Annotated in this window: 23 protein-coding genes and 1 rRNA gene; 17 read left to right on the forward strand and 7 right to left on the reverse strand. The window is 37.1% G+C overall.

Annotated features, from left to right (window positions below; all coding sequences use genetic code 11):
* The first annotated feature begins 5 nt into the window (after positions 1–5).
* The 9 genes from rrf to H4J76_RS00045 all read left to right on the forward strand — a co-directional run bounded on the left by rrf (position 6) and on the right by H4J76_RS00045 (position 11,221).
* Positions 6–120: ribosomal RNA gene (gene rrf / locus H4J76_RS00005) — 5S ribosomal RNA — on the forward strand.
* A gap of 968 nt (positions 121–1,088) precedes the next feature.
* Positions 1,089–2,441: a sigma-54 dependent transcriptional regulator gene (locus H4J76_RS00010; RefSeq protein WP_182214803.1), complete on the forward strand. Its 1,353-nt coding sequence runs from the start codon at positions 1,089–1,091 to the stop codon at positions 2,439–2,441.
* A gap of 56 nt (positions 2,442–2,497) precedes the next feature.
* The gene (locus tag H4J76_RS00015; RefSeq protein WP_182214801.1) at positions 2,498–3,790 is read left to right on the forward strand and encodes a PAS domain-containing sensor histidine kinase; all 1,293 of its coding nucleotides are present in this window, start codon (positions 2,498–2,500) and stop codon (positions 3,788–3,790) included.
* A gap of 298 nt (positions 3,791–4,088) precedes the next feature.
* The gene (locus H4J76_RS00020) at positions 4,089–5,342 is read left to right on the forward strand and encodes an HlyD family secretion protein (protein ID WP_182214799.1); all 1,254 of its coding nucleotides are present in this window, start codon (positions 4,089–4,091) and stop codon (positions 5,340–5,342) included.
* Between the two features lie 69 nt (positions 5,343–5,411).
* The gene (locus H4J76_RS00025) at positions 5,412–6,116 is read left to right on the forward strand and encodes an ABC transporter ATP-binding protein (RefSeq protein WP_182214797.1); all 705 of its coding nucleotides are present in this window, start codon (positions 5,412–5,414) and stop codon (positions 6,114–6,116) included.
* Positions 6,113–8,566, forward strand: coding sequence for an ABC transporter permease (locus H4J76_RS00030; protein ID WP_182229881.1), 2,454 nt, complete (start codon positions 6,113–6,115; stop codon positions 8,564–8,566). The genes H4J76_RS00025 and H4J76_RS00030 overlap by 4 nt, the downstream gene beginning before the upstream one ends.
* 273 nt (positions 8,567–8,839) lie before the next feature.
* Positions 8,840–9,541 carry an ABC transporter ATP-binding protein gene (locus H4J76_RS00035; RefSeq protein WP_182229882.1) on the forward strand — a complete coding sequence of 234 codons (702 nt, stop codon included), beginning with the start codon at positions 8,840–8,842 and terminating at the stop codon, positions 9,539–9,541.
* A 257-nt stretch (positions 9,542–9,798) separates the two neighbouring features.
* Positions 9,799–10,758 carry an elongation factor P--(R)-beta-lysine ligase gene (gene epmA / locus H4J76_RS00040; RefSeq protein ID WP_182229883.1) on the forward strand — a complete coding sequence of 320 codons (960 nt, stop codon included), beginning with the start codon at positions 9,799–9,801 and terminating at the stop codon, positions 10,756–10,758.
* 79 nt (positions 10,759–10,837) lie between these two features.
* Positions 10,838–11,221 carry a MerC domain-containing protein gene (locus tag H4J76_RS00045; RefSeq protein ID WP_182214790.1) on the forward strand — a complete coding sequence of 128 codons (384 nt, stop codon included), beginning with the start codon at positions 10,838–10,840 and terminating at the stop codon, positions 11,219–11,221.
* A gap of 22 nt (positions 11,222–11,243) precedes the next feature.
* Here H4J76_RS00045 and glnG read toward each other — a convergent pair whose 3' ends face one another.
* The 4 genes from glnG to glnA form a co-directional block, all read right to left on the reverse strand.
* Positions 11,244–12,650 carry a nitrogen regulation protein NR(I) gene (gene glnG, locus H4J76_RS00050; protein WP_182229884.1) on the reverse strand — a complete coding sequence of 469 codons (1,407 nt, stop codon included), beginning with the start codon at positions 12,648–12,650 and terminating at the stop codon, positions 11,244–11,246.
* On the reverse strand, positions 12,640–13,734 hold the full coding sequence (gene glnL, locus H4J76_RS00055; RefSeq protein ID WP_182214787.1) for a nitrogen regulation protein NR(II): 1,095 nt from the start codon (positions 13,732–13,734) through the stop codon (positions 12,640–12,642). The genes glnG and glnL overlap by 11 nt, the downstream gene beginning before the upstream one ends.
* A gap of 76 nt (positions 13,735–13,810) precedes the next feature.
* Positions 13,811–14,332: a DUF4124 domain-containing protein gene (locus H4J76_RS00060; RefSeq protein ID WP_182214785.1), complete on the reverse strand. Its 522-nt coding sequence runs from the start codon at positions 14,330–14,332 to the stop codon at positions 13,811–13,813.
* Between the two features lie 112 nt (positions 14,333–14,444).
* A complete protein-coding gene (gene glnA / locus H4J76_RS00065; RefSeq protein WP_070375027.1) occupies positions 14,445–15,851 on the reverse strand; it encodes a glutamate--ammonia ligase in 1,407 nt (468 codons plus the stop codon).
* Between the two features lie 342 nt (positions 15,852–16,193).
* On the opposite strand from glnA, the gene typA reads away from it, so the two are divergent.
* The 3 genes from typA to H4J76_RS00080 all read left to right on the forward strand — a co-directional run bounded on the left by typA (position 16,194) and on the right by H4J76_RS00080 (position 18,735).
* On the forward strand, positions 16,194–18,008 hold the full coding sequence (gene typA / locus H4J76_RS00070) for a translational GTPase TypA (RefSeq protein WP_070375026.1): 1,815 nt from the start codon (positions 16,194–16,196) through the stop codon (positions 18,006–18,008).
* A 312-nt stretch (positions 18,009–18,320) separates the two neighbouring features.
* The gene (locus tag H4J76_RS00075) at positions 18,321–18,500 is read left to right on the forward strand and encodes a hypothetical protein (RefSeq protein ID WP_182214783.1); all 180 of its coding nucleotides are present in this window, start codon (positions 18,321–18,323) and stop codon (positions 18,498–18,500) included.
* Positions 18,501–18,549: 49 nt separating this feature from the next.
* Positions 18,550–18,735, forward strand: a complete 186-nt coding sequence (locus H4J76_RS00080) for a hypothetical protein (protein ID WP_070375024.1) — start codon at positions 18,550–18,552, stop codon at positions 18,733–18,735.
* 157 nt (positions 18,736–18,892) lie between these two features.
* Here the strand turns inward: H4J76_RS00080 and H4J76_RS00085 are convergent, their stop codons facing one another.
* Both H4J76_RS00085 and H4J76_RS00090 read right to left on the reverse strand, forming a co-directional pair.
* Positions 18,893–19,543 carry a DUF2959 domain-containing protein gene (locus H4J76_RS00085; protein WP_182229885.1) on the reverse strand — a complete coding sequence of 217 codons (651 nt, stop codon included), beginning with the start codon at positions 19,541–19,543 and terminating at the stop codon, positions 18,893–18,895.
* Positions 19,543–19,776 carry a hypothetical protein gene (locus H4J76_RS00090; protein WP_070377078.1) on the reverse strand — a complete coding sequence of 78 codons (234 nt, stop codon included), beginning with the start codon at positions 19,774–19,776 and terminating at the stop codon, positions 19,543–19,545. The genes H4J76_RS00085 and H4J76_RS00090 overlap by 1 nt, the downstream gene beginning before the upstream one ends.
* A gap of 100 nt (positions 19,777–19,876) precedes the next feature.
* On the opposite strand from H4J76_RS00090, the gene H4J76_RS00095 reads away from it, so the two are divergent.
* The 3 genes from H4J76_RS00095 (at position 19,877) to dtd (ending at position 22,244) form a co-directional block, all read left to right on the forward strand.
* Positions 19,877–20,758 (forward strand): virulence factor BrkB family protein, encoded by an 882-nt coding sequence (locus H4J76_RS00095; protein WP_182214782.1) that lies wholly within the window; start codon positions 19,877–19,879, stop codon positions 20,756–20,758.
* Positions 20,759–20,842: 84 nt separating this feature from the next.
* On the forward strand, positions 20,843–21,805 hold the full coding sequence (gene pip / locus H4J76_RS00100; protein ID WP_182222512.1) for a prolyl aminopeptidase: 963 nt from the start codon (positions 20,843–20,845) through the stop codon (positions 21,803–21,805).
* 1 nt (position 21,806) lies between these two features.
* On the forward strand, positions 21,807–22,244 hold the full coding sequence (dtd, locus tag H4J76_RS00105; protein ID WP_182229886.1) for a D-aminoacyl-tRNA deacylase: 438 nt from the start codon (positions 21,807–21,809) through the stop codon (positions 22,242–22,244).
* Positions 22,245–22,254: 10 nt separating this feature from the next.
* Here dtd and H4J76_RS00110 read toward each other — a convergent pair whose 3' ends face one another.
* Positions 22,255–23,007, reverse strand: coding sequence for a spermidine synthase (locus tag H4J76_RS00110; RefSeq protein WP_182229887.1), 753 nt, complete (start codon positions 23,005–23,007; stop codon positions 22,255–22,257).
* A 50-nt stretch (positions 23,008–23,057) separates the two neighbouring features.
* On the opposite strand from H4J76_RS00110, the gene H4J76_RS00115 reads away from it, so the two are divergent.
* Both H4J76_RS00115 and H4J76_RS00120 read left to right on the forward strand, forming a co-directional pair.
* Positions 23,058–23,948: a bifunctional GNAT family N-acetyltransferase/hotdog fold thioesterase gene (locus H4J76_RS00115; protein ID WP_182229888.1), complete on the forward strand. Its 891-nt coding sequence runs from the start codon at positions 23,058–23,060 to the stop codon at positions 23,946–23,948.
* Positions 23,949–23,970: 22 nt separating this feature from the next.
* Positions 23,971–24,456 carry a nuclear transport factor 2 family protein gene (locus H4J76_RS00120; protein WP_182222516.1) on the forward strand — a complete coding sequence of 162 codons (486 nt, stop codon included), beginning with the start codon at positions 23,971–23,973 and terminating at the stop codon, positions 24,454–24,456.
* Positions 24,457–24,468: the final 12 nt, after the last annotated feature.

The raw sequence follows: 24,468 nt of genomic DNA on the forward strand, positions 1-24,468 counted from the left end.
TTTTGTCTAGCGACAATAGCACTGTGGCACCACCTGATCCCATTCCGAACTCAGAAGTGAAACGCAGTAGCGCCGATGGTAGTGTGGGAGTTCCCATGTGAGAGTAGGACATTGCTAGGCTTCTAATTAAGAAAAACCCGTTACTAACGTAACGGGTTTTTTGCTTTCTGACGTTTAAAAATACAGCATTTATACCGTAGAGCAGTAGCGTCAACGGTAGTGTGACTCATGTTCGACATGCCCATATGAGAGTAGGACATTCTCCGCTTCTATTTAGGTCGCTCTTTGCCATCCTTGGCAACGCGACATTAGTATATCCCTACACGTCAGAAACCCGTTACTAACGTAACGGGTTTTTTGCTTTCTGGCGTTTAAAAATACAGTATTTATAACTGTAGAGCAGTAGCGTCAACGGTAGTGTGACTCATGTTCGACAGGCCCATATGAGAGAAGGACATTGCTTGGCTTCTAATTAGGAAAAACCCGTTACTAACGTAACGGGTTTTTTGCTTTCTGACGTTTAAAAAAGACAGCATTTATACCGTAGAGCAGTAGCGTCAACGGTAGTGTGACTCATGTTCGACAGGCCCATGTCAGAGTCTGACATTCACCACTTCTCATTAGAAGGGGCAATCTTTAGCATTCTTGCCGCCTAATTGCATTTACCTAAGCCAACCAATTACATTTAACTACGCCACAATATCTTGGCACTATTAAACCTGTTACCTTTTGATAAATTAAACTCTGCTAATACAGACTTCTGCTATAGAACGGTCCTACTTTTCATATCAATTATTACCAATATTATGCTCACGATTTCTAGAGGAAGCGGACATAAGTATTATATTTATACATCAATTTCGCTGCTCAATTTGGGGGGATAACCATAACTATTAGCACTTTATAAATTTTATTAGTAGGTGACTTCGACTAATTTATTTAAGTTGTATTATTTGCTAAGTATAAATTTTTCTCTTATAAGCCAAGTAAAATATGATTAACTTAAAGTAACAATATTTGTCTTGTTCAATAATGATTGGCAACTTATTATATTAATTCATATTGTCAGTGAGTTATTATAAATAGTGATGTCTAAGCCTCAAATACTGGTTGTCGATGACAGCCCTGAAATCCGTTTAAGTGCAGCCTTTATTCTAGAAGACCAAGGTTTTTCGATACTTGAAGCAGAAAATCACCACTATGCCCAAGCAATATTAGCTGACAACAGTGTCGATCTAATTTTACTGGACATGAATTTTTCACTTGATACTACCTCTGGCGAGGAAGGTTTACGTTTCTTAACTTGGTTAAGTAAATCAGATTTTGTTATCCCTGTAATAGCCATGACTGGTTGGTCTAATGTTGACCTTGCTGTAAGTGCTATGAGACTTGGAGCTTGTGACTTTGTTGAAAAGCCATGGAATAATCAACGATTAATCCAAATTATTCGCCAACAGCTAAAAATGTCTGGTCTGCAAGTTCAGAATCAAAAGCTTAAACAGCAGTTAGAGTCTGTTACGGAACAAGATTTTACGTGGCGGTCTGAATCAATGGAGAAATTGTTACACCAAATAGATTCTGTTGCTGCAACTGATGCCAGTATTTTACTAACGGGTGACAACGGTACCGGTAAAAGTCATTTAGCTAAACGTATTCATGAACAATCTAATCGTGCTTTAGATGCATTTATTTCGGTAAATATGGGCGCTATTTCAGAATCTTTATTTGAAAGCGAAATTTTCGGACACAAAAAAGGCGCATTTACAGATGCTAAAGAAAATCGTATTGGTCGTTTTGAACTTGCCAAACACGGTACTCTTTTTTTAGATGAGATTGCTAATATTCCCCACTCGCAACAAGCTAAATTACTTAGAGTATTGGAATCTGGGGAATATGAAGTATTAGGTTCTAGCCAAACACAGATTGCTGATAGTAGAGTTATTTGCGCTACAAATGGTGATATCTCCAAATTAATAAGAGATGGAGATTTTCGTGAAGATCTCTATTTTCGTCTTAATACTATAGAGTTGAGAGTGCCGTCGTTGCAAGAAAGGTTTCAAGATATAGCTCCTCTTGCAAAGCACTTTATGACTCAACATGGTAAAAAGTATAAACGTGAAGAATTAAACCTTTCACTTGCAGCAATAAAAGCGTTGGAAGCATATCATTGGCCTGGTAATGTCCGAGAAATGAGTCATTTAATGGAGCGTGCGGTTTTGTTAGCTCAGGGGGATAACTTGGAACCAGAAGATCTACATCTTTCTATGATTAAACAGAACAACAGGTTGCCTATGATGACACTAGAGCAGGCTGAAAAAACTCTAATCGAACAAGCACTCGAGCAAAATCATAATAATGTGCCTAAAGCATCGATAATGCTTGGGTTAACTAAATCATCTATGTACCGCCGACTAGAAAAACACGGTATAAACATTCAGTAGTAGCATTAAAGTTAAAATCGAAATGTTATACCGTCTTAAAATACGAGTCCGATCTTATGAAATTATTTATCTTTAAATCCTTAGAGCAGCTTTTACAAGTTTGTTTTATTACCACGAGTTTTATTATAGTAAGCTTGTGGATGGTTATTGGAATAATTCAGGATTGGACAGCGTTAAATATTGTTTTAACCAGTACTGGAGTTGCTGCAGTTTTTTTCTTATTATTCTCTTATATATATAGTAGAACCATTATTGCTTTTAAACGTGCAAGTATGCATCTTGACGCTGTTCGTAATAATGATTATTGTCAGTATTCGAAACCTGCTTTCACTAAAGGTAAGGTCATAGAGTTTCATCAAGATCTCAAAAATTTGAGTTCTCATTTACAATTACTCAAGTCACGCTACGATCAACATATTTTCCTTGTTTATCGACTTATCGAACAACTTGACAGCCCTATTATGGTCTTTGATGAACGACCTCAACTTACTTATGCCAATACAGCCTTTAATGAATTATTCCCCCAACCGTGGCAGATTTTTAGAAATTCCTCTCCAGGGTTATTAGGTCTTGAATATGTAGATAATAATTGGCGTTTCAAAGAAAAACCATGTGACAATAAATGGCAAATACGCCACAGCGAGTTTATTGATCAAGGTAAAACTCATCATTTAATGGTTTTTGTTAATATTGAATCCGCATTGAGGCAAAGCCAGCTTAGTGCTTGGCAACAGCTTATTCGAGTACTCGGACATGAAATTCGTAATTCATTAACGCCAGTATCTGCATTAGCACAAGGATTAAGTTTAAAAGCAGAGGGTGAAAGAGAAAAAAAAGCCCTAGATGTTATCACCGAACGATGCCAGCACTTGGAAGAATTTGTCAGTAGATATGCTTCTATCACCAAACCATTTCATTTAAATTGCCAAATGATTTCGGTCACTAATATCGCTCAACGTATTCAGAGACTACTTAAAGATATTGATTTTGAAATTGAAATAAAAACAGAAAATTTTTGGGCTGATCCTGCTTTTATTGAACAGGTTTTGTTAAATGTGATTAAAAATGCCGACGAGGCTTCTGAACCTGGAGAGAAAATAAAACTGGTCTTTAGGGAAAAAGGAAACACATCATTAATTGAAGTCGTTGATAACGGTCACGGATTTGCTAATTTAGATAACCTTTTTGTTCCATTGTATTCAACTAAGCAAAATGGTCAGGGTATAGGATTGAGTTTTTGCCGAAATATTATAGAACATCACAAGGGCACCATTGAACTTATAAACAACACTAATGCGTCCGGTGTTACGGTTTCAATATCCCTCCCATTGCCTTCAATTACATCTTAAAATTTAATTACATCTACTAACTCTACTACAAATATTTATCAGTTATTTTAATCACTGAATCTTTACGTCACTTCTTATTAATTTTTCAATTGTTTTATATTTTACTGATAGAGTAATTTTTTTACCTTTCACTATAACTGGTTCATATTCGGTTCGTTTAGTTCGATAGCGGTCTACTTTATAATAAAATAATGTAAAAACAAATATATCTCATTGATATTGTTGCTTAATGTTTGTTGGCACAAATTTCGCTATAAGTATTAATTATTAGAAAATATTTATTCAAGGTGTCTCCTAAATGGATGTGAAAAAAGTAAAAACCAAGCAAAGCAAACTCAAATCAATGCCAGTGTACAGTGCTGTTGCGATTTTTTTGCTCGCTGCCCTGACTTGGTATGTGAGTACTCAAACTGGTGGTACTTCGGTTAAGCGTGACGACATGCTTTTTGGCACAGTAAAACATGGTGATTTACAGGTGGAAATCGAAGGATATGGTGCACTACGCAGTGATAAACAGGTACTCATTACTTCACTAACAAGTGCCACAGTTCAGGAAATTGTTCTTAAACCTGGCGCTCTAGTAACAGCGGATAGTATTATTATTCAACTGGCTAATCCTGAATTACAACAACAGGTAGATAGTGCAGTTAGAGAGCTATCTCAACAAAAAGCAAACTTACGACAACTAAAGTTAAATCAAAAACGTGAGATTCTTAACGAAAGTGGCAATTTTGCAGAATTGGAGGCGCGTTACGAAACAGCGAAAGTTAAACTAGAAGCACAGTCTGGTTTGGTTAAATCGGGCATAGTTTCAGTACTTGATTATAAAGAAAGCTTTGTTCAAGAAGCGCAGCTTAATAAGCGTATCAAAATCCATAAACAACGTACTACGGCTCTAAAGTTAGTTAATCAAGAAGCTATAAATATACAGAACGAACAAATAATGCAACAACAAGGGCAGTTAGATATCGCGCAAAACCGACTCGAACGCCTTACCGTTAAAGCGGGTTTTGATGGTGTATTACAACGCCTATCAGTTGAGTTGGGTCAAAGCCTCGCAGCGGGACAAGAAATTGCTCTTATAGGAAGCGTCGAAAATCTTATTGCTTTAGTTAGAGTGCCTCAAAGTAAAGCGCAACAAATATTTATTGGTCAAAAGGCTATTGTTGATACACGTCGAGACAAAATTGTAGGCACCGTTTCACGCATTGATCCCGTCGTAGTAGACAATACCGTTGAAGTTGAAATAGCGTTACCTGATCAACTGCCAGCGAGTGCTCGCCCGCAACTAAGTGTTGATGCCGTTATCATTACAGAGACCTTAGCTAACATCACCTATATGGAACGACCGGTCAACGGTCTAGCTAATTCAAATTCAAGTTTATTCCTACTTGATGATTCAAATAACGCAGCAATAAGAACCAAAGTAGAATTCGGTAAAGAAGCCGGTCGTTACATCCAAATAATTAAAGGAGGCAAAGTTAATGACATTTTTATTGTGTCTGATTTGTCGCTTGTGAAAAATTCAGAGCTGACTATAGACAGCTTTTAAATGCTATTTAGTCAATAACGTTAATTACAAATAATTTAAAAAATTCCCACACATTTAAGGAAAATGAATATGTCTGAAATAAAAATTGAAATGAAGAGTATTAGTAAAGTATTTGAAACTGATGATGTTGAAACCCATGCATTAAAAGACGTTGATATTGTTATTCGTGCAGGAGAATATGTTTCTATTGCAGGCCCGTCAGGGTGTGGTAAGTCTACGCTACTTTCTCTATTGGGTTTATTAGATATGTCTAGTTCAGGTTCTTATACAATAGAAGGGCTCGACGTCAGCTCACTCACTCTTGATGAAGCTGCTGCTATTCGTAATGAAAAAATAGGTTTTGTTTTTCAATCATTTAATCTCATTGATGAACTCTCTGTGTTTGATAACGTGGCGTTACCCTTACAATATAAAAAAGAACTTCCAACAGACGAATTTATTAAAGCAAGAGTTGAAGCCTGTTTAAAAATGGTAGAAATGAGCCATAGAGCTGACCATAAACCTAACCAGTTGTCGGGTGGACAGCAACAGCGTATTGCTATTGCTCGTGCATTGGTTGCCGATCCTGCAATATTACTCGTTGATGAGCCAACCGGTAACCTTGATTCACAAAGTGGTGACACTGTAATGGCAGTATTAGCTGAACTCAATAAAAACGGCACGACTATTTGTATGGTTACACATGATGCGCGTTACGCTGACATGGCTAATATTCAACTTAGATTGCTTGATGGGCAAATTGTCAAAGATGAAGCATTAAAGGTGGCAGTATGAGGAAATTAATTCTTCGACATAAACAAGCTTGGGCCAGTCTGAAAAAGAAACCTGGCTTTGTATTAACCGTATTAATGACCATGGGTATTACTTTAGGCGCTTTGCTATGTGCTGTAACATTAAACTATTTGTTATTAGTTGAGCCATTACCTTACCCAGAGCAAGACAGACTTTTTGTCGCTCAACATAAACTTATTGGCGCTGAAAAAGAAACCAAAGGTGTTGCTTATACCTATCCTGGATTAGTGCACTTATACAAGAGTAAAGAAGCATTTGAACAAGCTGCCATCATGATTTATGGGCAAGATGTGATTATTTCTCACAGCAGTCAACCGCTTGTTAATACAGCATATGTAACACCTGAATTGCACCAGATCTTAGCATCTCCAATGGCAATGGGTCGAATGTTTGAAGCAAGTGAAGCAATGGATACTAATAATCCTGTTGCAATGCTTAGCTATAATACTTGGAAGAAAGAGTATAAAAGTAGTGCTGATATTCTTAATCAAAAAATTAACCTTAGTGGTATCAGTTACCGAATTGTTGGCGTTTTATCTGAAAATTTTGTTGAACCTGAACTGAACGGAATTGGACGAGAAACACAAGTTTGGATGCCATGGGACTATAATCAGACAGGTAATGGTCAGAGACAAAGCTTTGGCAATATAAACGGTGGTCTTAAGTTTATTGGTCAATTAAAAAATGATGTGAGTAAAAGCCAAGCAGAACAACTGTTAACTCCCTTAGTAAGTGATCGTTGGCAAGAAGGTGTTGCTGAGATAGGTTTTTTCAAGGGTTGGTCAATTGTTATGATTGTAACCCCAGTTAAAGAAATTATTCTCGGTGACAGTGAATCTATTGCGATAAAGCTGTTAGCGGGTGTGATTGGTTTAGTTTTGATCGCTTGTCTTAACATTACAAATCTGTTTATGGCACGTACGGCCGAAAAGCAACGACAAATGGCTATTCAAGCGGCGATTGGGGCGACTAAAAAACATTTATTTAAAGGCATGCTTGCTGAAACAAGTTTGTTGATGTTTATGTCTATAATCATTGCCTTGGTGCTTGCTAAAGTCGGATTTAGTGTAATGCAACAATATTTGGGTTCTATATTACCTAGGGTTAGCGAGTTATCGATTAACCCGGTAACCTTTGGTAGTGCAGTGTTAATTACCGTTGTATTTGCATTGTTTTTCGCAAAATTAAGTACCAGTATGATCAATTACCGCGCACTAAATACCACGTTGCAAAGCAGTGGTAAGGGCAGTGGCTTACAGGTATCTAAAAAAATTCGTCAGGTGTTAATTGCCAGTCAGGTAGCATTAGCAACAGTGTTAGTATTTGCTAATATTAGCTTACTTAAAGATGCGGTTAAAACCATTAATGCACCCATTGGTTTTACAACAAATAACATTTCTACTTTAATTTTAAACTTTTCATCGACAGAATTTCCAACTGAGGAAGAAGCGATTCCAATCATGGCTGAAATAATGGATAAACTTGAAGCACTTCCTCAAGTAGAATCGATTAGTCAGACACGATCACCACTTGATGGCTTTAATGTTAGAGCACTAACCAATGTTAGTAATAATGAAAGGTATACTCCTTATTTCAATGGGATTGATCATACTTATTTTAATATGATTGAGCAGCAGATATTACAGGGTGACAACTTTACTGAAATAGACCGTAAAGATGGCAATAATATTATGATTGTTAACCAAGCCTTTGCTAGGCAGTTGAAAGCTGATAGTGATGTCATTGGTTTGCAAATATCGACAGGTCGCCCTGAGCCATTTAAAATCGTGGGTATTGTAAAAGACATTTCTATTCCTAACGATACACCTATAGGAAGCGACAATGCTGATATAGGAGTTCCAAGAGCTTATATACCCAATAACCTAGGCAACCAAAGCTTTATGCTTAAGGTTAAACCTGGTCAGACTGTTAGTCGTGAACAACTCGGTAAATTATTGTCCTCGGTTGATTCTAGATATTCTGTTTTTAGTTATAAATCTGCTGATGACATTCTAACTCAAAGATTGTTTGCTGAAATTACTACAGCCGTTACTACTGCAGTTTTAGCGAGTTTGGTATTCTTACTGGCAGGCATAGGTTTATATGGAATTTTGAGCTATGGCACTCAACTTAGACGCTTTGAACTTGGCGCCCGCATGGCCATAGGTGCAACACGTAAACACTTGCTTTCAATGATAATTAACGATAATACGAAAGCTGTATTGATTGGTTTTGTCGGTAGTGTCGTATTGTTTGCTATCGCTTACATTGGAATGAGTGAATACATTCAACCATTTATTACTTGGCAAGCATTACCTATGGTAGTGGCTAGTTTAGTCTTGATTATAATGGTTACTTTATTCGCCTGTTACTGGCCTTTAAGGCAATACATTAACAAGCCAGCGATATTTAGTTTGCGTGGTAGTGATTAAGTTCATGACTTTGAATAATGTCATGTTTAAAATTAAAATTTTAGCGTAACTCTATGAATTAATAATACACGTGGACGTGACGCGATTTTATAAAATAAAGGTGGGCATGGCCCACCTTTTTTATTGTTAGTCATTTAGCTAAACTTAATTCGTTTGCCTTAAATTATAGAGTAAGCTGGTAAATACAAAAGCACATTTTTAGCTTAAACTATGATTTATAGACACCTATGATTATCTCTTTATTTCGAAATTACAGGGAGACTAAGCGTTTCAATGACAATACCCATAATTAAAGTGCAAAAATTAGACAAGGTGTTTAGCAACGATGACATGCTAACCCATGCATTGCAAGGCATAGACCTTGAAATCCAACAAGGTGAGTATATTTCAATTTCTGGCCCTTCAGGTTGTGGGAAATCGACTTTACTATCTATTATGGGGCTGCTAGATTTTGCTACTACAGGTAAGCTTTTTTTCGAAGGTGTTGATGTCAGCAACCTCACTTTAGAACAAACTGCTGCAATCAGGAATAAGAAAATTGGCTTTATCTTCCAGCAATTTAACCTGATAGATGAATTAAGCGTATACGACAATATAGCCCTGCCATTACGTTATGCAAAGCAACCTATTAGTGAAGAAGATATAAATAAAAAAGTTGATTACTGCTTGGATGTAGTTGGTATAGCCCCACTGGCCAGGCGTAGGCCCACCCAACTTTCTGGCGGCCAACAGCAGTGTGTTACTATTGCTCGCGCCCTAGTCGCTGACCCTGCTATTTTATTAGTGGACGAGCCGACGGGGAATCTGGATTCTAAAAGTAGTGACCACGTTATGGCAATACTAGAGGCTTTAAATAATCAAGGGACTACACTTTGTGTTGTTACTCATGACATAGATTATGCTGAAATGGCAAAACGTAAGATCTATCTGCTTGACGGTCAGGTATTAGGCCAAACTCGCTTAAACCACCAGTGAATATTTTAAGTACAATCAGAATATACGACCATTTTATAGGCTATTTGTGAGTTTTTTAAGTATTGAGACTCACCAAGTAACTTACTCATTGAACGTACATCGCTAACAATTATACGATAGCGTTGAAAAGTTATTCCCCTCTTTTTCAATATAGCGCTTTAGATATTTCTTATAGTTATCTGCCTACTTCTCAGATGATTAGCTTTTCGTATATACTCTATAGAATTATAATTTTTTATTCTAAGTAGTGTACGTAAATGAAGTGGGAAGTAGCTAAGTCTAGAGGAAATGTTATTAATGAGATCAGAGATTTTTTTAAAAATAAAAATGTTATCGAAGTTGAAACACCATCACTCTCTATGGGAACAGTAACAGACCCTTACCTTGATGCCTTTAGCACCCAATACAACTATTTAGATAACAGCGATATAAATCAATCTCAACAACTATATTTACAAACTTCACCTGAGTTTCATATGAAACGACTACTTGCTTCAGGTTATGGCTGTATTTTCCAAATCTGTAAAGCATTTCGTCATGAAGATTCAGGCCGTTATCACAACCCTGAGTTCACCCTATTAGAATGGTACCGTATAGGTTTTGATCAACACGATTTAATGGCTGAAGTTGATGAACTATTATCTACAGTCGTAAAAACGCCAAAATCTGAAAAAATATCCTATCAAAATTTATTCATTAAATTCGTCAGTATAGATCCCTTAACAGCAACTTTTAATCAATTATATGAGGTTATCGAGTTACAGGGTAAAGCCGCAGATTGGTTGTATGAATCAGATGATTGTGACTTATTACTACAGTTTATCTTTTCAGAAATTATAGAAAAGAATATTGGCTTATCTCGACCATGCTTTGTCTATAATTTTCCAATTGCGCAAGCTTCTTTAGCTAAAGAGTGTGTTGAAGATAACCGTGTCGCCCAAAGATTTGAATGCTATTTTAAGGGCGTTGAGTTAGCAAATGGCTTTAATGAATTAACAGATGCTGATATTCAAATAACAAGATTTGAACAAGATAACAGTAAACGTCAACAACTAGGACTTGTTACTAAAAATATAGATGAGAACTTTATTAAAGCTCTACAATCAGGGCTACCACAATGTGCAGGAGTAGCTTTAGGTATCGACCGCTTAATGATGATCGCGCTAGAAAAAAGTGCTATTGAGGATGTAATTTCTTTTCCGATAGAACGCGCTTAAAAGTTTTGTGATACTATATCAATTGTGATATTATCCACTTTTAACAGTAATTATTATCTAATTGTAAGGGGAGTATAAAGTGCTTGATCGTATTGGAATAACCGCAACATCACTTTGTGCGCTTCATTGTATCTTATTACCGGTATTGTTACCGGCACTGCCTTTACTAGGATTAAGCTTTTTAGCTGACCATGCATGGGAACATGTATTCTTATTAATGACTGCTGCACTAGGTACTTTAGCCTTGTTTTCCGGTTTTAAAAAATACCATAGAAAATATTACCCTTTCTACTTACTTTTTTTAGGCGTTGGTATTTACTGGATAAAGCATGATTTTTCAGAAGATATTCAGCCATTCTTTATTGTGATTGGCGCAAGTTTGATTGTAGCTGCCCACATCATTAACTTGAAATTATGTAACAGTTGTAAACAGTGTATCAGTGATACATGTGAAAGTAGCTAAACAGCTACCTTCACATATGTCTTTACATATTAAGCTCTTTTAACTTTCTTGTTAGGGTATTTCTTCCCCAACCTAATTTTTTAGCAGCCTCTTGCTTTCTGCCTTGTGTATAATGAAGCGCACGTTCTAATAGTATTTTCTCAAATTCAGGCAAAGCGGTATCAATAATATTGTTATTCCCTTTGGCTAATTGCTCATCAACCCACTCTTGCAACGCAACTGGCCATGATGAAGCTTTTGCAGTAGGGTTTGTTAATGATGTGTTCTCAGCAAGTTCGCTCGGTAAATCATCTAATATAATTTCTTTACCACTTGCCATTACCGTTAAGTAACGACAAATATTTTCAAGCTGACGAACATTTCCTGGCCACGCACATTGCTGTAAATAACTAAGAGTGGCTTTATGCAGGGTTTTTTGTTCAACCTCTAATTCTTTTGCTGCTAAATGTAAAAAATGATTAATAAGCTGTTCAATATCTTCCTTGCGTTCACGTAAACTGGGTAACTGTATTCTAATGACATTTAAACGGTGAAATAGATCTTCACGAAAATCACCATTACTGACTTGAACTTCTAGGTTCTGATGTGTAGCCGCAATGATCCTTACGTCAACTTTAATCGGTGAATGACCACCAACGCGATAAAATTGTCCATCGGCGAGCACACGTAACAAACGTGTTTGAATATCTAAAGGCATATCGCCAATTTCATCAAGAAACAAGGTTCCTTTATGCGCTTGTTCAAAGCGACCCTGTCTTACGGCATTCGCGCCAGTAAACGCACCTTTCTCATGGCCAAATAACTCTGATTCAATTAAATCTTTTGGTATTGCAGCCATATTTAAGGGAATAAAGGGAGCATTCGATCGTGGACTATGCGTGTGAAGCGCATGTGCAACAAGCTCTTTACCTGTACCAGACTCGCCATTAATGAGTACACTGATACTCGAACGTGATAGTCGTCCAATTGCCCTGAAAACTTCTTGCATAGCTGGAGCCGCACCAATTATCCCAACAGGATCAGGTGCTACTATAGAATGCTTACGTTTAGCACTTTGTTCTCGAGCATGTGTTAGCGCCCGTTTTGTTAGAGAGATAGCTTCGTCAGTATCAAAAGGTTTAGGTAAGTATTCAAATGCCCCACCTTGATAGGCATTTACAGCACTATCGAGATCAGAATGTGCAGTCATTATGATCACCGGTAGGTTAGGGAAATTCTCACTAACACGGCTAAGTAAAGTCATACCATCAATATTTGGCATCTTTATATCAGAAATTATTATTTCTGGTTGTTGATGCTCTAGGGCGATGAGTAAGTCTTCAGGTTTCTCAAAAGAGGCTACAGATATATTTGCTCCTGATAAGGCTTTTTCTAACACCCAGCGAATAGAACTGTCATCATCTACAATCCAAACTTGCTCAACATTCATTATTATTCTCTTCTTGTAAAGGCAGTAAAATTAAAAACTCAGTATGACCCGGTCGGCTATAGCAAGATAATTTACCCTTGTGCTGTTGCACTAAGGTTTGTGAAATAGACAAGCCTAAACCTGTACCGTTATCGCGTGCAGATACCATAGGGTAAAATAGAGTGTCTTGAATCTTTTTTGGAATACCAGGGCCATTATCAATAACACTGATTTGAACACAGAGCTTTACCCGTCTTCCATTAATGGTTTTATTACTAGCGGCTCTTGTTTTTAGGGTTATGTTACAACCCTCATCAATAATTTGAACGGCGTTGTTAACAATGTTCAAAACAGCTTGTTGAAGCTTATCTTGATCAAAACTTATTTCAGGAATAGAGGGGTCATAGTCTCTAATAAATTTAATATTTTTAGGGTTGTTAAAATTAATCAGCTTAAAAACTTTTTCTAAGACAATATGAATATTTTGTTCTGCCATCTGAGGTAATTGATTAGGGCCTAAAAGCTTATCAACCAAATTAGTTAAACGGTCGGCTTGTTCAATAATCATTTCAGTATATTCTTGTTGCTCTTGCGTCAATTCTTTACTTAATAATTGTGCAGCGCCACGAAGACCGCCCAATGGATTCTTAATTTCATGAGCAAGCCCGCGTATCAAATCTCGAGACGACTCCCATTGCTGGTGTTGAAATGCTTCGATACTCATTTGTTTTTGCTGATCAATCTGTTTGAATTCTAAGATAATATGTGGCTGTTTGCTGAATTCAACAGACGAGGCTGTTATTTCCACGGTAATACGGCTGTGATCAAAAAATTCAATGGTGACATCACTGTCACTAAATTCTTGGCCTGAAGTCAGCAGCTGCTCTAAACGTTCCTTTTTAATCGGAGAATTGTAGAAGACTGTTGTTATTGGTAAGTTGCACAGCTTGTTAAAACTCTTAACTAATAGCGCTTCTGCTGCAGGGTTAACATATTTAATCGTTAATTTATTATCTAGCACTACAAGTGCTGTAACCATCTGATTTGGCAGCTTTTGTTGGTAGCTAAATTTTAATTGTTGATCTCTACTGCTGTTGCTAGACATAAAAACCTTTTGCACTGATGTAGTGCGACAAAATAGTAATGTAGTTACATTTGGTGCAAGTTGCAGCAAATGCTACTTAATTTGCGTTATTAACCGATGCTCTATGCATATAAAAGGTTATAGGTTTTGACGATGCAATTATCTTGCCTTTTTCATTAAGTAATTGCATTTTTATGATATGTTCGCCGCGATCTATATTTCGTAGCACAAACATCGAGTGAGATTGCGGAGGTTGATGGGGTTTACCATCTAAAAAAAGTTGAATAGCTAAGCCTTGTTTAAAGATAGGTTTGATACTACCTGCTATGTAAACAGAGCCAGTGTTGTCTCTAACCGTGGCATTTTGTTTAGGTTGGTTGATTTCAACTTGGTAATCATCTTTGATAATTTTTGGTGTTAAATCTAGCATTGAGGTATCAACAGAAGAGGCAGTATTGGGTTCTCTTATTTCAACTTCTTCCGCACCAGTTTGAGGGCTGTCAGAAAAAACTAAGATACCATCATCACTTCTCCAAACATAAATTTTGGTTGCCGTCGCAAAGGTATTACAACTAAGTAATGTGATAATTAAAGTTAATAACAATAAAGAATAACGCAAAAATTTAGCTCAACTTAAGATACTTACCTTAAACTTATATAATTAATCGTCTATTTGCCACAAAAAAGCTCACCGAAGTGAGCTTTTTTTTCATTTAATCATATAGTCGAGATTATACGCTGTAATATAATTCAAACTCTAATGGATGAGTTGTCATGTTTACGCGTTGTGATTCAGCACGTTTAATAGCAATGTATGCATCAATCATATCTTTATCCATAACACCACCAGCGATTAAGAACTCATAATCAGCTTCTAAGCTTTGTAAAGCATCTTCAAGTGATGTTGCTACTTGTGGAATAGCTGCAGCTTCTTCTGCTGGTAAATCGTATAAATCTTTATCCATCGCATCACCAGGATGAATTTTGTTTTTAATACCATCAAGACCAGCCATTAATAAAGCAGTAAAAGCTAAATATGGGTTTGCTGCTGGATCAGGGAAGCGAGCTTCAATACGCATTGCTTTTGGTGATGGAACAATCGGTATACGAATTGATGCAGAGCGGTTACGTGCAGAATATGCAAGCATTACCGGCGCTTCAAAATGTGGAACTAAACGTTTGTAAGAGTTAGTAGCTGGGTTAGTAAAAGCATTCAATGCTTTAGCATGCTTAATAATACCGCCAATATAATAAAGCGCCATTTCAGATAAGCCGCCGTATTTATCACCAGCGAATAAGTTAACACCGTCTTTAGCAAGTGATTGATGAACATGCATACCAGAGCCGTTGTCGCCAACTAATGGCTTAGGCATAAAAGTCGCTGTTTTACCGTAAGCGTGAGCAACGTTATGAACAACATACTTGTATATTTGAACTTCATCAGCTTTTTTAACTAAGGTATTGAAGCGACATGCAATTTCGTTTTGACCAGCCGTTGCTACTTCATGGTGATGCGCTTCAACAACTAAGCCCATTTCTTCCATAACTAAACACATGGCTGAGCGAATATCTTGTGATGAATCTACAGGAGATGTTGGGAAGTAACCGCCTTTAACGCCTGGACGGTGACCCATATTGCCTTCTTCGTATTCAGTACCTGAATTCCAAGCGGCTTCTTTATCATCAATTTTATAGAAAGAACCACTCATATCAGTACTAAAGCGTACATCATCAAATAAGAAGAATTCTGGCTCAGGACCAATTAATACAGTATCAGCGATACCTGTGCTACGTAAGTACTCTTCAGCGCGTTTAGCAACTGAACGAGGATCACGGCTGTAACCTTGCATTGTACTTGGTTCTAAAATATCACAACGAATATTTAATGTTACTGCATCTGTAAAAGGATCTAATACCGCTGAATCAGCATCAGGCATCATTACCATGTCAGATTCATTAATACCTTTCCAACCTTCAATAGAAGAACCATCGAACATTTTACCGTCTTCAAAAAAGTCTTCATTTACTTGGTGATAAGGAATTGAAACGTGTTGCTCTTTACCTTTTGAATCAGTAAAACGTAGGTCTACAAATTTAACATCGTTGTCTTTGATTAAATCTAATACGGCTTGTGACATGTAAAGTCTCCAGTGTCATTAAAATAAAATACGTTTGCATTTCGCATGATGGGCATAAAGCGAAATTCATGCCAATAGATAAAGCCTTTATATATAAGGTGTTAACTTATTTACTAAAGCCTACTTGCACCACTACTGTGCGTGAGCTGCGCTAAATTGGTGCGCCTGCTGGTTGTTGGTGCTTAAGAGTATAACAGGGCATTACGATTCGTGTATGGAGAATTTAATAGGAGCTGAAATATTTGTTGCTGTCTTTGTTGACTTCGTTGCTGTATAATTCGCGCCCAATTATAGCCCTATATTCTTTTGATGAAAAAGTCTTGCAAGAAGTGAGTAAAACCCGTGTTAGATAAATTACGTAATGTTGCCATCATAGCCCACGTTGATCATGGTAAAACAACTTTGGTTGATAAATTATTAGAACAATCAGGTACCCTTGATGCCCGCGGCGGTCTTGAAGAGCGTACGATGGATTCGAATGATATCGAAAAAGAACGTGGTATCACAATCTTAGCTAAAAATACGGCTATTAACTGGAACGGTTACCGTGTAAACATCGTAGATACTCCTGGCCATGCTGATTTCGGTGGTGAAGTTGAGCGTGTTATGTCAATGGTAGATTCGGTTTTACTTATTGTTGATGCACAAGAAGGCCCTATGCCACAAACGCGTTTCGTAACGAAAAAAGCGTTTGCTCAAGGTTTAAAGCCAATCCTTGTTATTAATAAAGTTGATAAGCCTGGTTCTCGCCCTGATTGGGTTATGGACCAAGTTTTTGAATTGTTTGACAACCTTGGCGCTACAGATGAACAGCTTGACTTTAAAGTTGTTTACGCTTCAGCAATCAATGGTTGGGCTTCGCTTGAAGAAGGCGTAACCGGCACAGACATGACTCCTTTATTTGATACTATTCTTAAAGAAGTGCCTGCACCAACAGCGGATCCAGATGGTCCATTCCAAATGCAAATATCTCAACTTGATTACAGCTCTTACTTAGGTGTAATTGGCGTTGGCCGTATTACTCGTGGTTCTGTTAAACCAAACCAACAAGTAACGATTAAATTAGCAACTGGCAAGATCCATAACGCTAAAGTTGGTAAAGTATTTGGTTACTTAGGTCTAGAAAGACTTGATATCGAAGAAGGTTTTGCTGGCGATATTATTGCTATTACTGGTTTAGGCGAGTTAAAAATATCAGATACGGTTTGTTGTCCTACAGAAGTTGAAGGCTTACCAGCATTATCTGTTGATGAACCTACTATCAATATGACTTTCCAAGTAAACACTTCACCATTTTGTGGTAAAGAAGGTAAGTATGTTACTTCACGTAACATCAAAGACCGTTTAGACAAAGAATTAATTCACAACGTTGCTTTACGTGTTGAACAACTTCCTGATGCTGATAAATTTAAAGTATCAGGTCGTGGTGAGCTTCACTTAGGCATTTTAATCGAAAACATGCGTCGCGAAGGTTTTGAGTTAGCGGTATCACGTCCTGAAGTTATTATTCGTGAAATTGATGGTCAAATACAAGAACCTTATGAAAACGTGACCATTGATGTTGAAGAGCAGCATCAAGGACCTATCATGGAAAGAATGGGTGTTCGTAAAGCTGAATTAACAGATATGGCACCTGATGGAACGGGCCGTATTCGTATGGACTTCATCATGCCAAGTCGTGGTTTGATCGGTTTCCAAACTGAATTCATGACATTAACGTCAGGTTCTGGCTTAATTTATCATACATTTTTTGAATACGGACCTCATAAAGGTGGCGATATTGGCCAGCGTAAAAATGGTGTAATGATCGGTAATGCAACAGGTAAAGCATTAACGAATGCAATATTCAACTTACAATCACGTGGTCGTATGTTGATCGGACACGGTGTTGATATTTATGAAGGTCAAGTTATTGGTATTCATAGCCGCGACAACGATTTAACAGTAAACGCTCTTAAAGGTAAGCAGTTAACTAACGTTCGTTCATCAGGTACTGATGAAGCACAAACGTTAACACCGCCTATCGTTATGTCGCTTGAACAAGCGCTTGAGTTTATTGATAACGATGAGCTAGTTGAAGTTACACCACTGAGCATTCGTATTCGTAAAAAGCTTTTAAAAGAAAATGAACGTAAGCGTGATACTCGTCCTAAATAAGCCTCTTATTTAGACGATTGATAAAAACCAGCTTCGGCTGGTTTTTTTGTCAGTAAATTTGAGTAAGCCTAAACGTAATATTGCGTAAGACATGTCTTAAAAATATATAGGAAGTAACACAACACACGGTTAATAAAGTGGATGACTGTGTTTTAATCTATTGTTTTTTAATGAAAATTAATTAAGTGAGTCAGTTATGTCTAAATGTTGAGTTGACGCTAATCATTACACCTCACTTGTGAATATTAGTTTTACTGATACGATTAGTTGCATGTGAACTTTGAAAGTAACGGTGCAGGGAGCAAACTTATTATGGAGCAGAGAAAATTAACTCGTTTAAATGATCTATTCGAAAAAGCTGTTGCTGATAAAGCTAACGTTATCGAACGCAGAGAGTTAAAAGTCCTTTATCAAGAGTACATCGATGATGGCAGGGAAATAGTTTTACCGGTACAAGTCGCTATTTACCACCAACATGCCACGGCTTCATAACGACCAAGCGGTATCTTTAAAGAATATTATTAAGAAAGGGAATTTCGAAATGTCTCCAGAGCAACTCAAAGTGTTACAACGATTAAGTCAACTTTTTGAAGAGGGCCGAGCGGGTCCGAGTCAAATAAGAGAGCTGTCAAGCTTACTTACTGCTATTAACCAAAACCAAGATCGAAGTGATGTTTTTGCTAATCCCCCCTTTTCACACGCTAGATCAAGTAATGACACGTTATAACTTATAATCTCAGCAACATAAAATCCTACCAATAAAGAGTAAGTCTCTGTCATTAAGTTGATGGCGGCTCATTTAACATAAACAAGCTACCATCTATTATCACTTACCATTAACTTTATGGTACTAAGCAGACACTCATAAAAGTGCTCCTTTTGTACTAAGGGTTCTTAAGTGATTTTATGAATGTTTGTGATTTGTTAATTGAATTGTTCATTTCGTTAATTAAGCGTTCAACATCTTGTTCAATTAATTTATATTCTGTTTTAAGCTCACCGATAGCTCGCGCATTAAGATTATGTTTTAAATAAAGCATATTATCTTTAAGCGCATCAAGAATAGGTTGCATTCTCTTCTCCGCATTACGCATTGATTCAATCACTGAAGTATAACGATTTTGGGTTTCGTTATAACGCGATTGACTTTGGCGTTTTAATGATTGATTAGTAAATTGTTCTAATTCACTATTCCATTCATTAAACAAAGCTTCAGCGACAGCTTCAATTGAATTAATACGAGCAGTTACATCCTCAGCAGCAACTTTACTTGTATGATAGTGATCATTACTTATTTCATATTGTTGTTGCAGTTCACCACCATCAAAATTTACTAATGCAGAGAACTGTTCTAAGGCATTTTTAAATTCTTCTTTTGCTTCCTCTTGTGACTCAGTGGCAGTTTCAACACGATCGATTAATATATCACGTTTATGTTTACCTACTTTTTCCATGGCCGAATAGTAAGCAGATTGACAGCCGACTATTGACAGTAAAAGAAAAAATAACGAGACCTTAATTGTAATCTTATGCATTAGTTCCTACCTTTATAGCGAGCAGCATCGATGACTGCCCACAGATGAAAAATAAGACCAGGAACCGCCATAAAGAATAAGATTCCTGTCGCTGCTAATGTGTAGTTAACCCAGGTTAACAGGAAAAACAGGATTGCTGCGAGGATCCTCCCTTGAACTAATTGACCTAAACCTGCAATAAAAAAACTACATATTGCCGCTAAAACATTACCACCTGAACCTTGATTAGACATCATTACTCCTACGTTAAATTTTATTACGATTATTATCACTATCACTTGCTTAGCAATTATCATAATATATTGTACACCATAAGATAATAACTAATTTGTAATGAACTGGATTAAAAGCATTAAAAACAACCAGCAAAGTCAGACTATTTGGCACTTTTGTTTGTTTTTTATAAATAGAATATTAAAAGAGCAAATACACATTACTGCCGGTTACTTATCTTATGTAACCTTGATGTCGCTGGTGCCTTTGATTGTAGTCATGTTGTCAGTTATGACCGCTTTTCCTATCTTTACTGATATTAAAGAAATTATTGAAAATTTTGTTTATCAAAATTTTATGCCTGCTGCGGGTGATGTGGTTAAAGAACATATTACCGGTTTTGTCACGAATGCTTCAGAGATGTCAGCTATCGCCATTAGTTTTTTATTCTTATTTGCCCTATTGCTAATTTCTGCCATTGACACCAGCTTAAATAAAATTTGGCGGGTCACAACCAAAAGACGCATTGTTACCGCTTTTTCTATGTACTGGATGGTACTGACTCTTGGACCTGTCTTAATGGGCAGTAGTATAGCGGCAACTTCATATATTGTTTCTTTGATATCGATAGGGAATTATGACGTTTTCGGCCTTACCAATATAGCGTTAAGAGCTTTGCCTATTTTTGCTTCGATTGGCGCATTCCTTATTTTATATATGGTGGTGCCTAATAAAGTGGTACCGCTTAAACATGCCTTGTTTGGTGCAACATTAGCGGCACTTTTATTTGAAGTCGCAAAAAAAGGCTTTGCTTTTTATATCACGCAACTCCCTTCTTATGAAGCTATTTACGGTGCTCTAGCGGGTATTCCGATTCTTTTTTTATGGGTGTATTTATCTTGGCTAGTCGTGCTTTTCGGTGCATTGTTTACGGTCAGCTTAGAAAATTTTAAACCAGAAGATCACCAAAGAGAACACTTAGATAAGCATCAGATAAGTTAATTTATAAAGGCTTGTTTGAAACTGACAGTTTTTAATATTTTGCGCCATAATATTATTTATGGTCTCAATAAACAGAGTAAATACATGTCACGGTCTTTATATCCTAAAATAGCAACATATTCTGAAGAGTTGTTACCTGTTGGGGGGCAGCATCAAATATATCTTGAGCAGTCGGGTAACCCAACAGGAATACCTGTGTTATACCTTCATGGTGGTCCTGGTAGTGGTTCAAGTGAGAACCATCGGCGTTATTTTGATCCTGAACTGTATCGTATTATTTTATTTGATCAGCGAGGTTGTGGGCGCTCAAAGCCCTCTCCGTCCGTACTAGATAATACCACCGTTCATTTAATTGACGATATCGAAGTTATTCGTCAACACCTAAATATTGAACAGTGGTTAATTTGTGGTGGCTCATGGGGAACAACTTTAGCACTAACCTATGGTATCGCTCATTCAGATAAAATCTTAGCTTTTATCTTACGTGGTGTATTCCTCGGGACTCGATCTGAATATCAATGGCTTTACAGTCAGAAGGGGGCAAAAAACTTTTTCCCAGAGTACTATCAAGAATTTGTTGAACACTTACCAGCCGAGCTACAACATTCTCCACTGTCAGGTTACCACCAAGTACTCAATTCAAGTAATGAGGTCGCGGTGATCTCGGCCAGTAAAGCTTGGACATTATGGGAATTAAGGTTATCAACCCTTGAGCATCACCATATAGGTCTAGCGCATGTTGATGACGCCCATCAAGCTCTATGCATGGCAAAGGTATCAAGTCATTACTTTACTCAAGATTGTTTTATCAATGAGAATTACATTTTAGAAAATATTGATAAACTAACCGCGATCCCTGCGATTATTCTTCATGGCCGTTACGACATGGTTTGTCAGCTTGATAATGCTTTTTCACTGACTAAATTTTGGGATAACGCGCAATTACAAATTTTGCCTTGTGCAGGACATAGTGGTTTTGAGCGACAAACTATTGATGCATTTTGTCGAGCGAGCGATACTATGGCAAATTTTCTAGCCGAGCAATAAAATGATCGCAGTTATTCAAAGAGTTTCACAAGCAAGCGTTACGGTTAATCAACAAGTAATAGGGAAAATTGATCGAGGGATTTTAGTGTTACTTGCCATTGAGCCTGACGACAACGAAACTAAAGCGAAACGATTAGCGCAACGGATTGCAGGTTATCGTATCTTTGAAGACGAAGCAGGAAAAATGAACCTAAATGTTAGCGATATTGACGGAGAAATTTTAGTTGTTTCACAATTTACACTAGCCGCCGATACGCGTTCAGGTATGCGTCCAAGCTTTACTTCTGCAGCTAAACCAGAAGTCAGCATCCCACTATATAATTATTTCTGTTTACAATTGCGTGGTCATGGTTTTGCCGTGCCTACGGGCGAGTTTGGTGCTGATATGAAAGTAGCACTAGTGAATGATGGTCCCGTTACCTTTACACTCACTTGCTAAGCGCAATGAACTATTGCATGCCATGTCGCCAATATTTACGCCAGCGTTTAAATGTTCTCGCGGGTAGCACGGTGTCAGCAAGTAAGCTCTCTTCAGCTTGACTTAACATATCGTAGGGCAGTAAATGAATAATAACATTTAAGTAATGAGGAATATGAAAGTACACTAGCTGTTTAGTTGGAGCGAGTACTTTTAACTCGGCGAGAAAATAATTAATTTCTTCGTTTGATGGGCTTGGCAAGTTAAGTGATAAAACAGCTCGCTCGTCCACTTTTTTTAAGATATTTTTGGTTAAAATCAATGAGTCGTTAATAGACTGATTTTTATGGTAAATGTCACAAATAAACCAATCAGGTTTCATTTTTTTATGGTGATGAAGCCAATCTAGTGCCGAGCAATGATGCAAATTAACCTTGGTAGCTTGTGGATTAAAAAAACGTTCGAAACATTCAATAACTTCTTGTGAATATTCAATGGTGTGTAAGGTTAAATCAGGTAAATAATGCAATAAAAATCGTGCTAAATTACCACCACCTAAGCCAAATTCAACAACTTTTTTAGGGCGAAAAAAAAGTAAAGGTGATAATAAGCTGATTTGATGAGGGAATGTAAGTTGTGAGGGCTTGCGCTTTAGCATCATGCTTTGTACGACATTATCAAAAGCTAACCAACGATAGTGTTGGTTTTCACTCACCGAAATGGAGTCATCATTTTGCGTGTAGTAACTTAATTGACCCTGTTGGATATTTTTAACTAATTTCATAATAGCGTATACGAACGAATCTTTTTAATTGTTATAGGAAAGCATAACCAATGTTTGAGTGTCGAGCACCCATAAGCCAGCAAGAATTTGACCAATACTACCACTTACGCTGGACAATATTACGTAAACCATCACAACAAAAACAAGGAAGTGAAAAAGATGACTTGGAAAAACAAGCGATTCATCGAGCGATTTTTGATGATAAAGGTAATATTATCGCTGTTGCCCGTCTTCACTTTTGTAGCTTGTTAGCAGGGCAAATCCGTTATATGGCGGTTGCTGATGATTTTCAGGGCAAAGGGTTAGGGCAGCAGTTAATACTCGCTCTTGAACAGTTTGCGAGCCGTTTAGGTGTCACTAAGCTCTCTTTGAAAGCGCGAGAACAAGCGATCAGCTTCTATGAAAAACAATCTTATAAAAACATTGGCTTTTCGCACTTATTATTCAATAAAATTAAGCATTTCAATATGGAAAAAACGCTGGTAAGCGATGATTTTCATTGTGATGAACTATCAACAGCACTGCAAAATACTTGGCATAGCACTATACCAATGAGCAAAGCGATGAAAGTGACGGTTGGTTATTACGATCAACAAAACTTAGTCACGACTTGTGATGAGCTTTTTAATAAAAATTTACACAATACTATGTTTGCGGGCAGTATCTACACATTAGCAACATTAACGGGATGGGGCTGGGTTTATTTGTTAATGGAACAGAAAAATCTTATGGGTAATATAGTGTTAGCTGATGCCAAGATTAGATATCATAGCCCAATAGCAGGAATAGCTTTTGCAAAAACAGGACGCTCGTTAAGCTCTGGCAGTATTGATAACTTAGTGACCAAGCAGAAAATAAAACTCTGCGTTGAAGTTCAGGTAATGAGTGGAGAAAAGGTAGCCGCAACTTTTAATGGCTTATATTTTGTTCTACCAAAATGAGCCAAATTTAGGATTTGATACCATGATAAAAATTATAGTTTGTCTTATAGGCCTCTGTCTTTTTAACGCCAGTGTATTTGCAAACAGCGACATAGATAAAGTGCTAGATACTTTTCATCAAGCTGCTGGCGATGCTGACCAAAAAATTTATCTTGATTTACTTGATGAACAAGCCGTATTTTTAGGCACTGATGGTCAAGAGCGCTGGACAAAAAAACAATTTACTGAGTTTGTTACTCCTTATTTCAGTCAAGGACAAGGTTGGCGCTATAAATCTCGTCAAAGAAATATTACGCTTATTGCATCAGTAAATAATAGCGAACAATTGGCGTTTTTTGACGAGTTACTCGACAATAGTCACTATGGCGAATGTCGGGGATCTGGTGTGCTTAAGTTGACGTCTGATGGTTGGAAAATATTACAGTATAATCTTTCTATACCAGTTCCTAATACTATTTCAACAGACGTTGTCAGTAAAATTAAAGAATATCATCAAAAGAATCGTTAATAAATTAAGGGA

Source organism: Colwellia sp. BRX9-1 (assembly GCF_014077195.1).
In the GTDB taxonomy this organism is placed as follows: Bacteria; Pseudomonadota; Gammaproteobacteria; order Enterobacterales; family Alteromonadaceae; genus Colwellia_A.

Excerpts from the sequence above, each read along its gene's own strand:
- H4J76_RS00090 (WP_070377078.1), bottom strand. The coding sequence starts at position 19,776 with ATGTCTAATCAAGGTTCAGGTGGTAATGTTTTAGCGGCAATATGTAGT.
- H4J76_RS00120 (WP_182222516.1), top strand. The coding sequence starts at position 23,971 with ATGATAAAAATTATAGTTTGTCTTATAGGCCTCTGTCTTTTTAACGCC.
- glnL (WP_182214787.1), bottom strand. The coding sequence starts at position 13,734 with ATGTCTAGCAACAGCAGTAGAGATCAACAATTAAAATTTAGCTACCAA.
- H4J76_RS00095 (WP_182214782.1), top strand. The coding sequence starts at position 19,877 with ATGAACTGGATTAAAAGCATTAAAAACAACCAGCAAAGTCAGACTATT.
- H4J76_RS00080 (WP_070375024.1), top strand. The coding sequence starts at position 18,550 with ATGTCTCCAGAGCAACTCAAAGTGTTACAACGATTAAGTCAACTTTTT.
- H4J76_RS00035 (WP_182229882.1), top strand. The coding sequence starts at position 8,840 with ATGACAATACCCATAATTAAAGTGCAAAAATTAGACAAGGTGTTTAGC.
- epmA (WP_182229883.1), top strand. The coding sequence starts at position 9,799 with ATGAAGTGGGAAGTAGCTAAGTCTAGAGGAAATGTTATTAATGAGATC.
- H4J76_RS00020 (WP_182214799.1), top strand. The coding sequence starts at position 4,089 with ATGGATGTGAAAAAAGTAAAAACCAAGCAAAGCAAACTCAAATCAATG.
- H4J76_RS00085 (WP_182229885.1), bottom strand. The coding sequence starts at position 19,543 with ATGCATAAGATTACAATTAAGGTCTCGTTATTTTTTCTTTTACTGTCA.
- H4J76_RS00025 (WP_182214797.1), top strand. The coding sequence starts at position 5,412 with ATGTCTGAAATAAAAATTGAAATGAAGAGTATTAGTAAAGTATTTGAA.
- pip (WP_182222512.1), top strand. The coding sequence starts at position 20,843 with ATGTCACGGTCTTTATATCCTAAAATAGCAACATATTCTGAAGAGTTG.
- dtd (WP_182229886.1), top strand. The coding sequence starts at position 21,807 with ATGATCGCAGTTATTCAAAGAGTTTCACAAGCAAGCGTTACGGTTAAT.
- glnG (WP_182229884.1), bottom strand. The coding sequence starts at position 12,650 with ATGAATGTTGAGCAAGTTTGGATTGTAGATGATGACAGTTCTATTCGC.
- H4J76_RS00075 (WP_182214783.1), top strand. The coding sequence starts at position 18,321 with ATGGAGCAGAGAAAATTAACTCGTTTAAATGATCTATTCGAAAAAGCT.
- H4J76_RS00110 (WP_182229887.1), bottom strand. The coding sequence starts at position 23,007 with ATGAAATTAGTTAAAAATATCCAACAGGGTCAATTAAGTTACTACACG.
- glnA (WP_070375027.1), bottom strand. The coding sequence starts at position 15,851 with ATGTCACAAGCCGTATTAGATTTAATCAAAGACAACGATGTTAAATTT.
- H4J76_RS00010 (WP_182214803.1), top strand. The coding sequence starts at position 1,089 with ATGTCTAAGCCTCAAATACTGGTTGTCGATGACAGCCCTGAAATCCGT.
- H4J76_RS00015 (WP_182214801.1), top strand. The coding sequence starts at position 2,498 with ATGAAATTATTTATCTTTAAATCCTTAGAGCAGCTTTTACAAGTTTGT.
- H4J76_RS00115 (WP_182229888.1), top strand. The coding sequence starts at position 23,058 with ATGTTTGAGTGTCGAGCACCCATAAGCCAGCAAGAATTTGACCAATAC.
- H4J76_RS00030 (WP_182229881.1), top strand. The coding sequence starts at position 6,113 with ATGAGGAAATTAATTCTTCGACATAAACAAGCTTGGGCCAGTCTGAAA.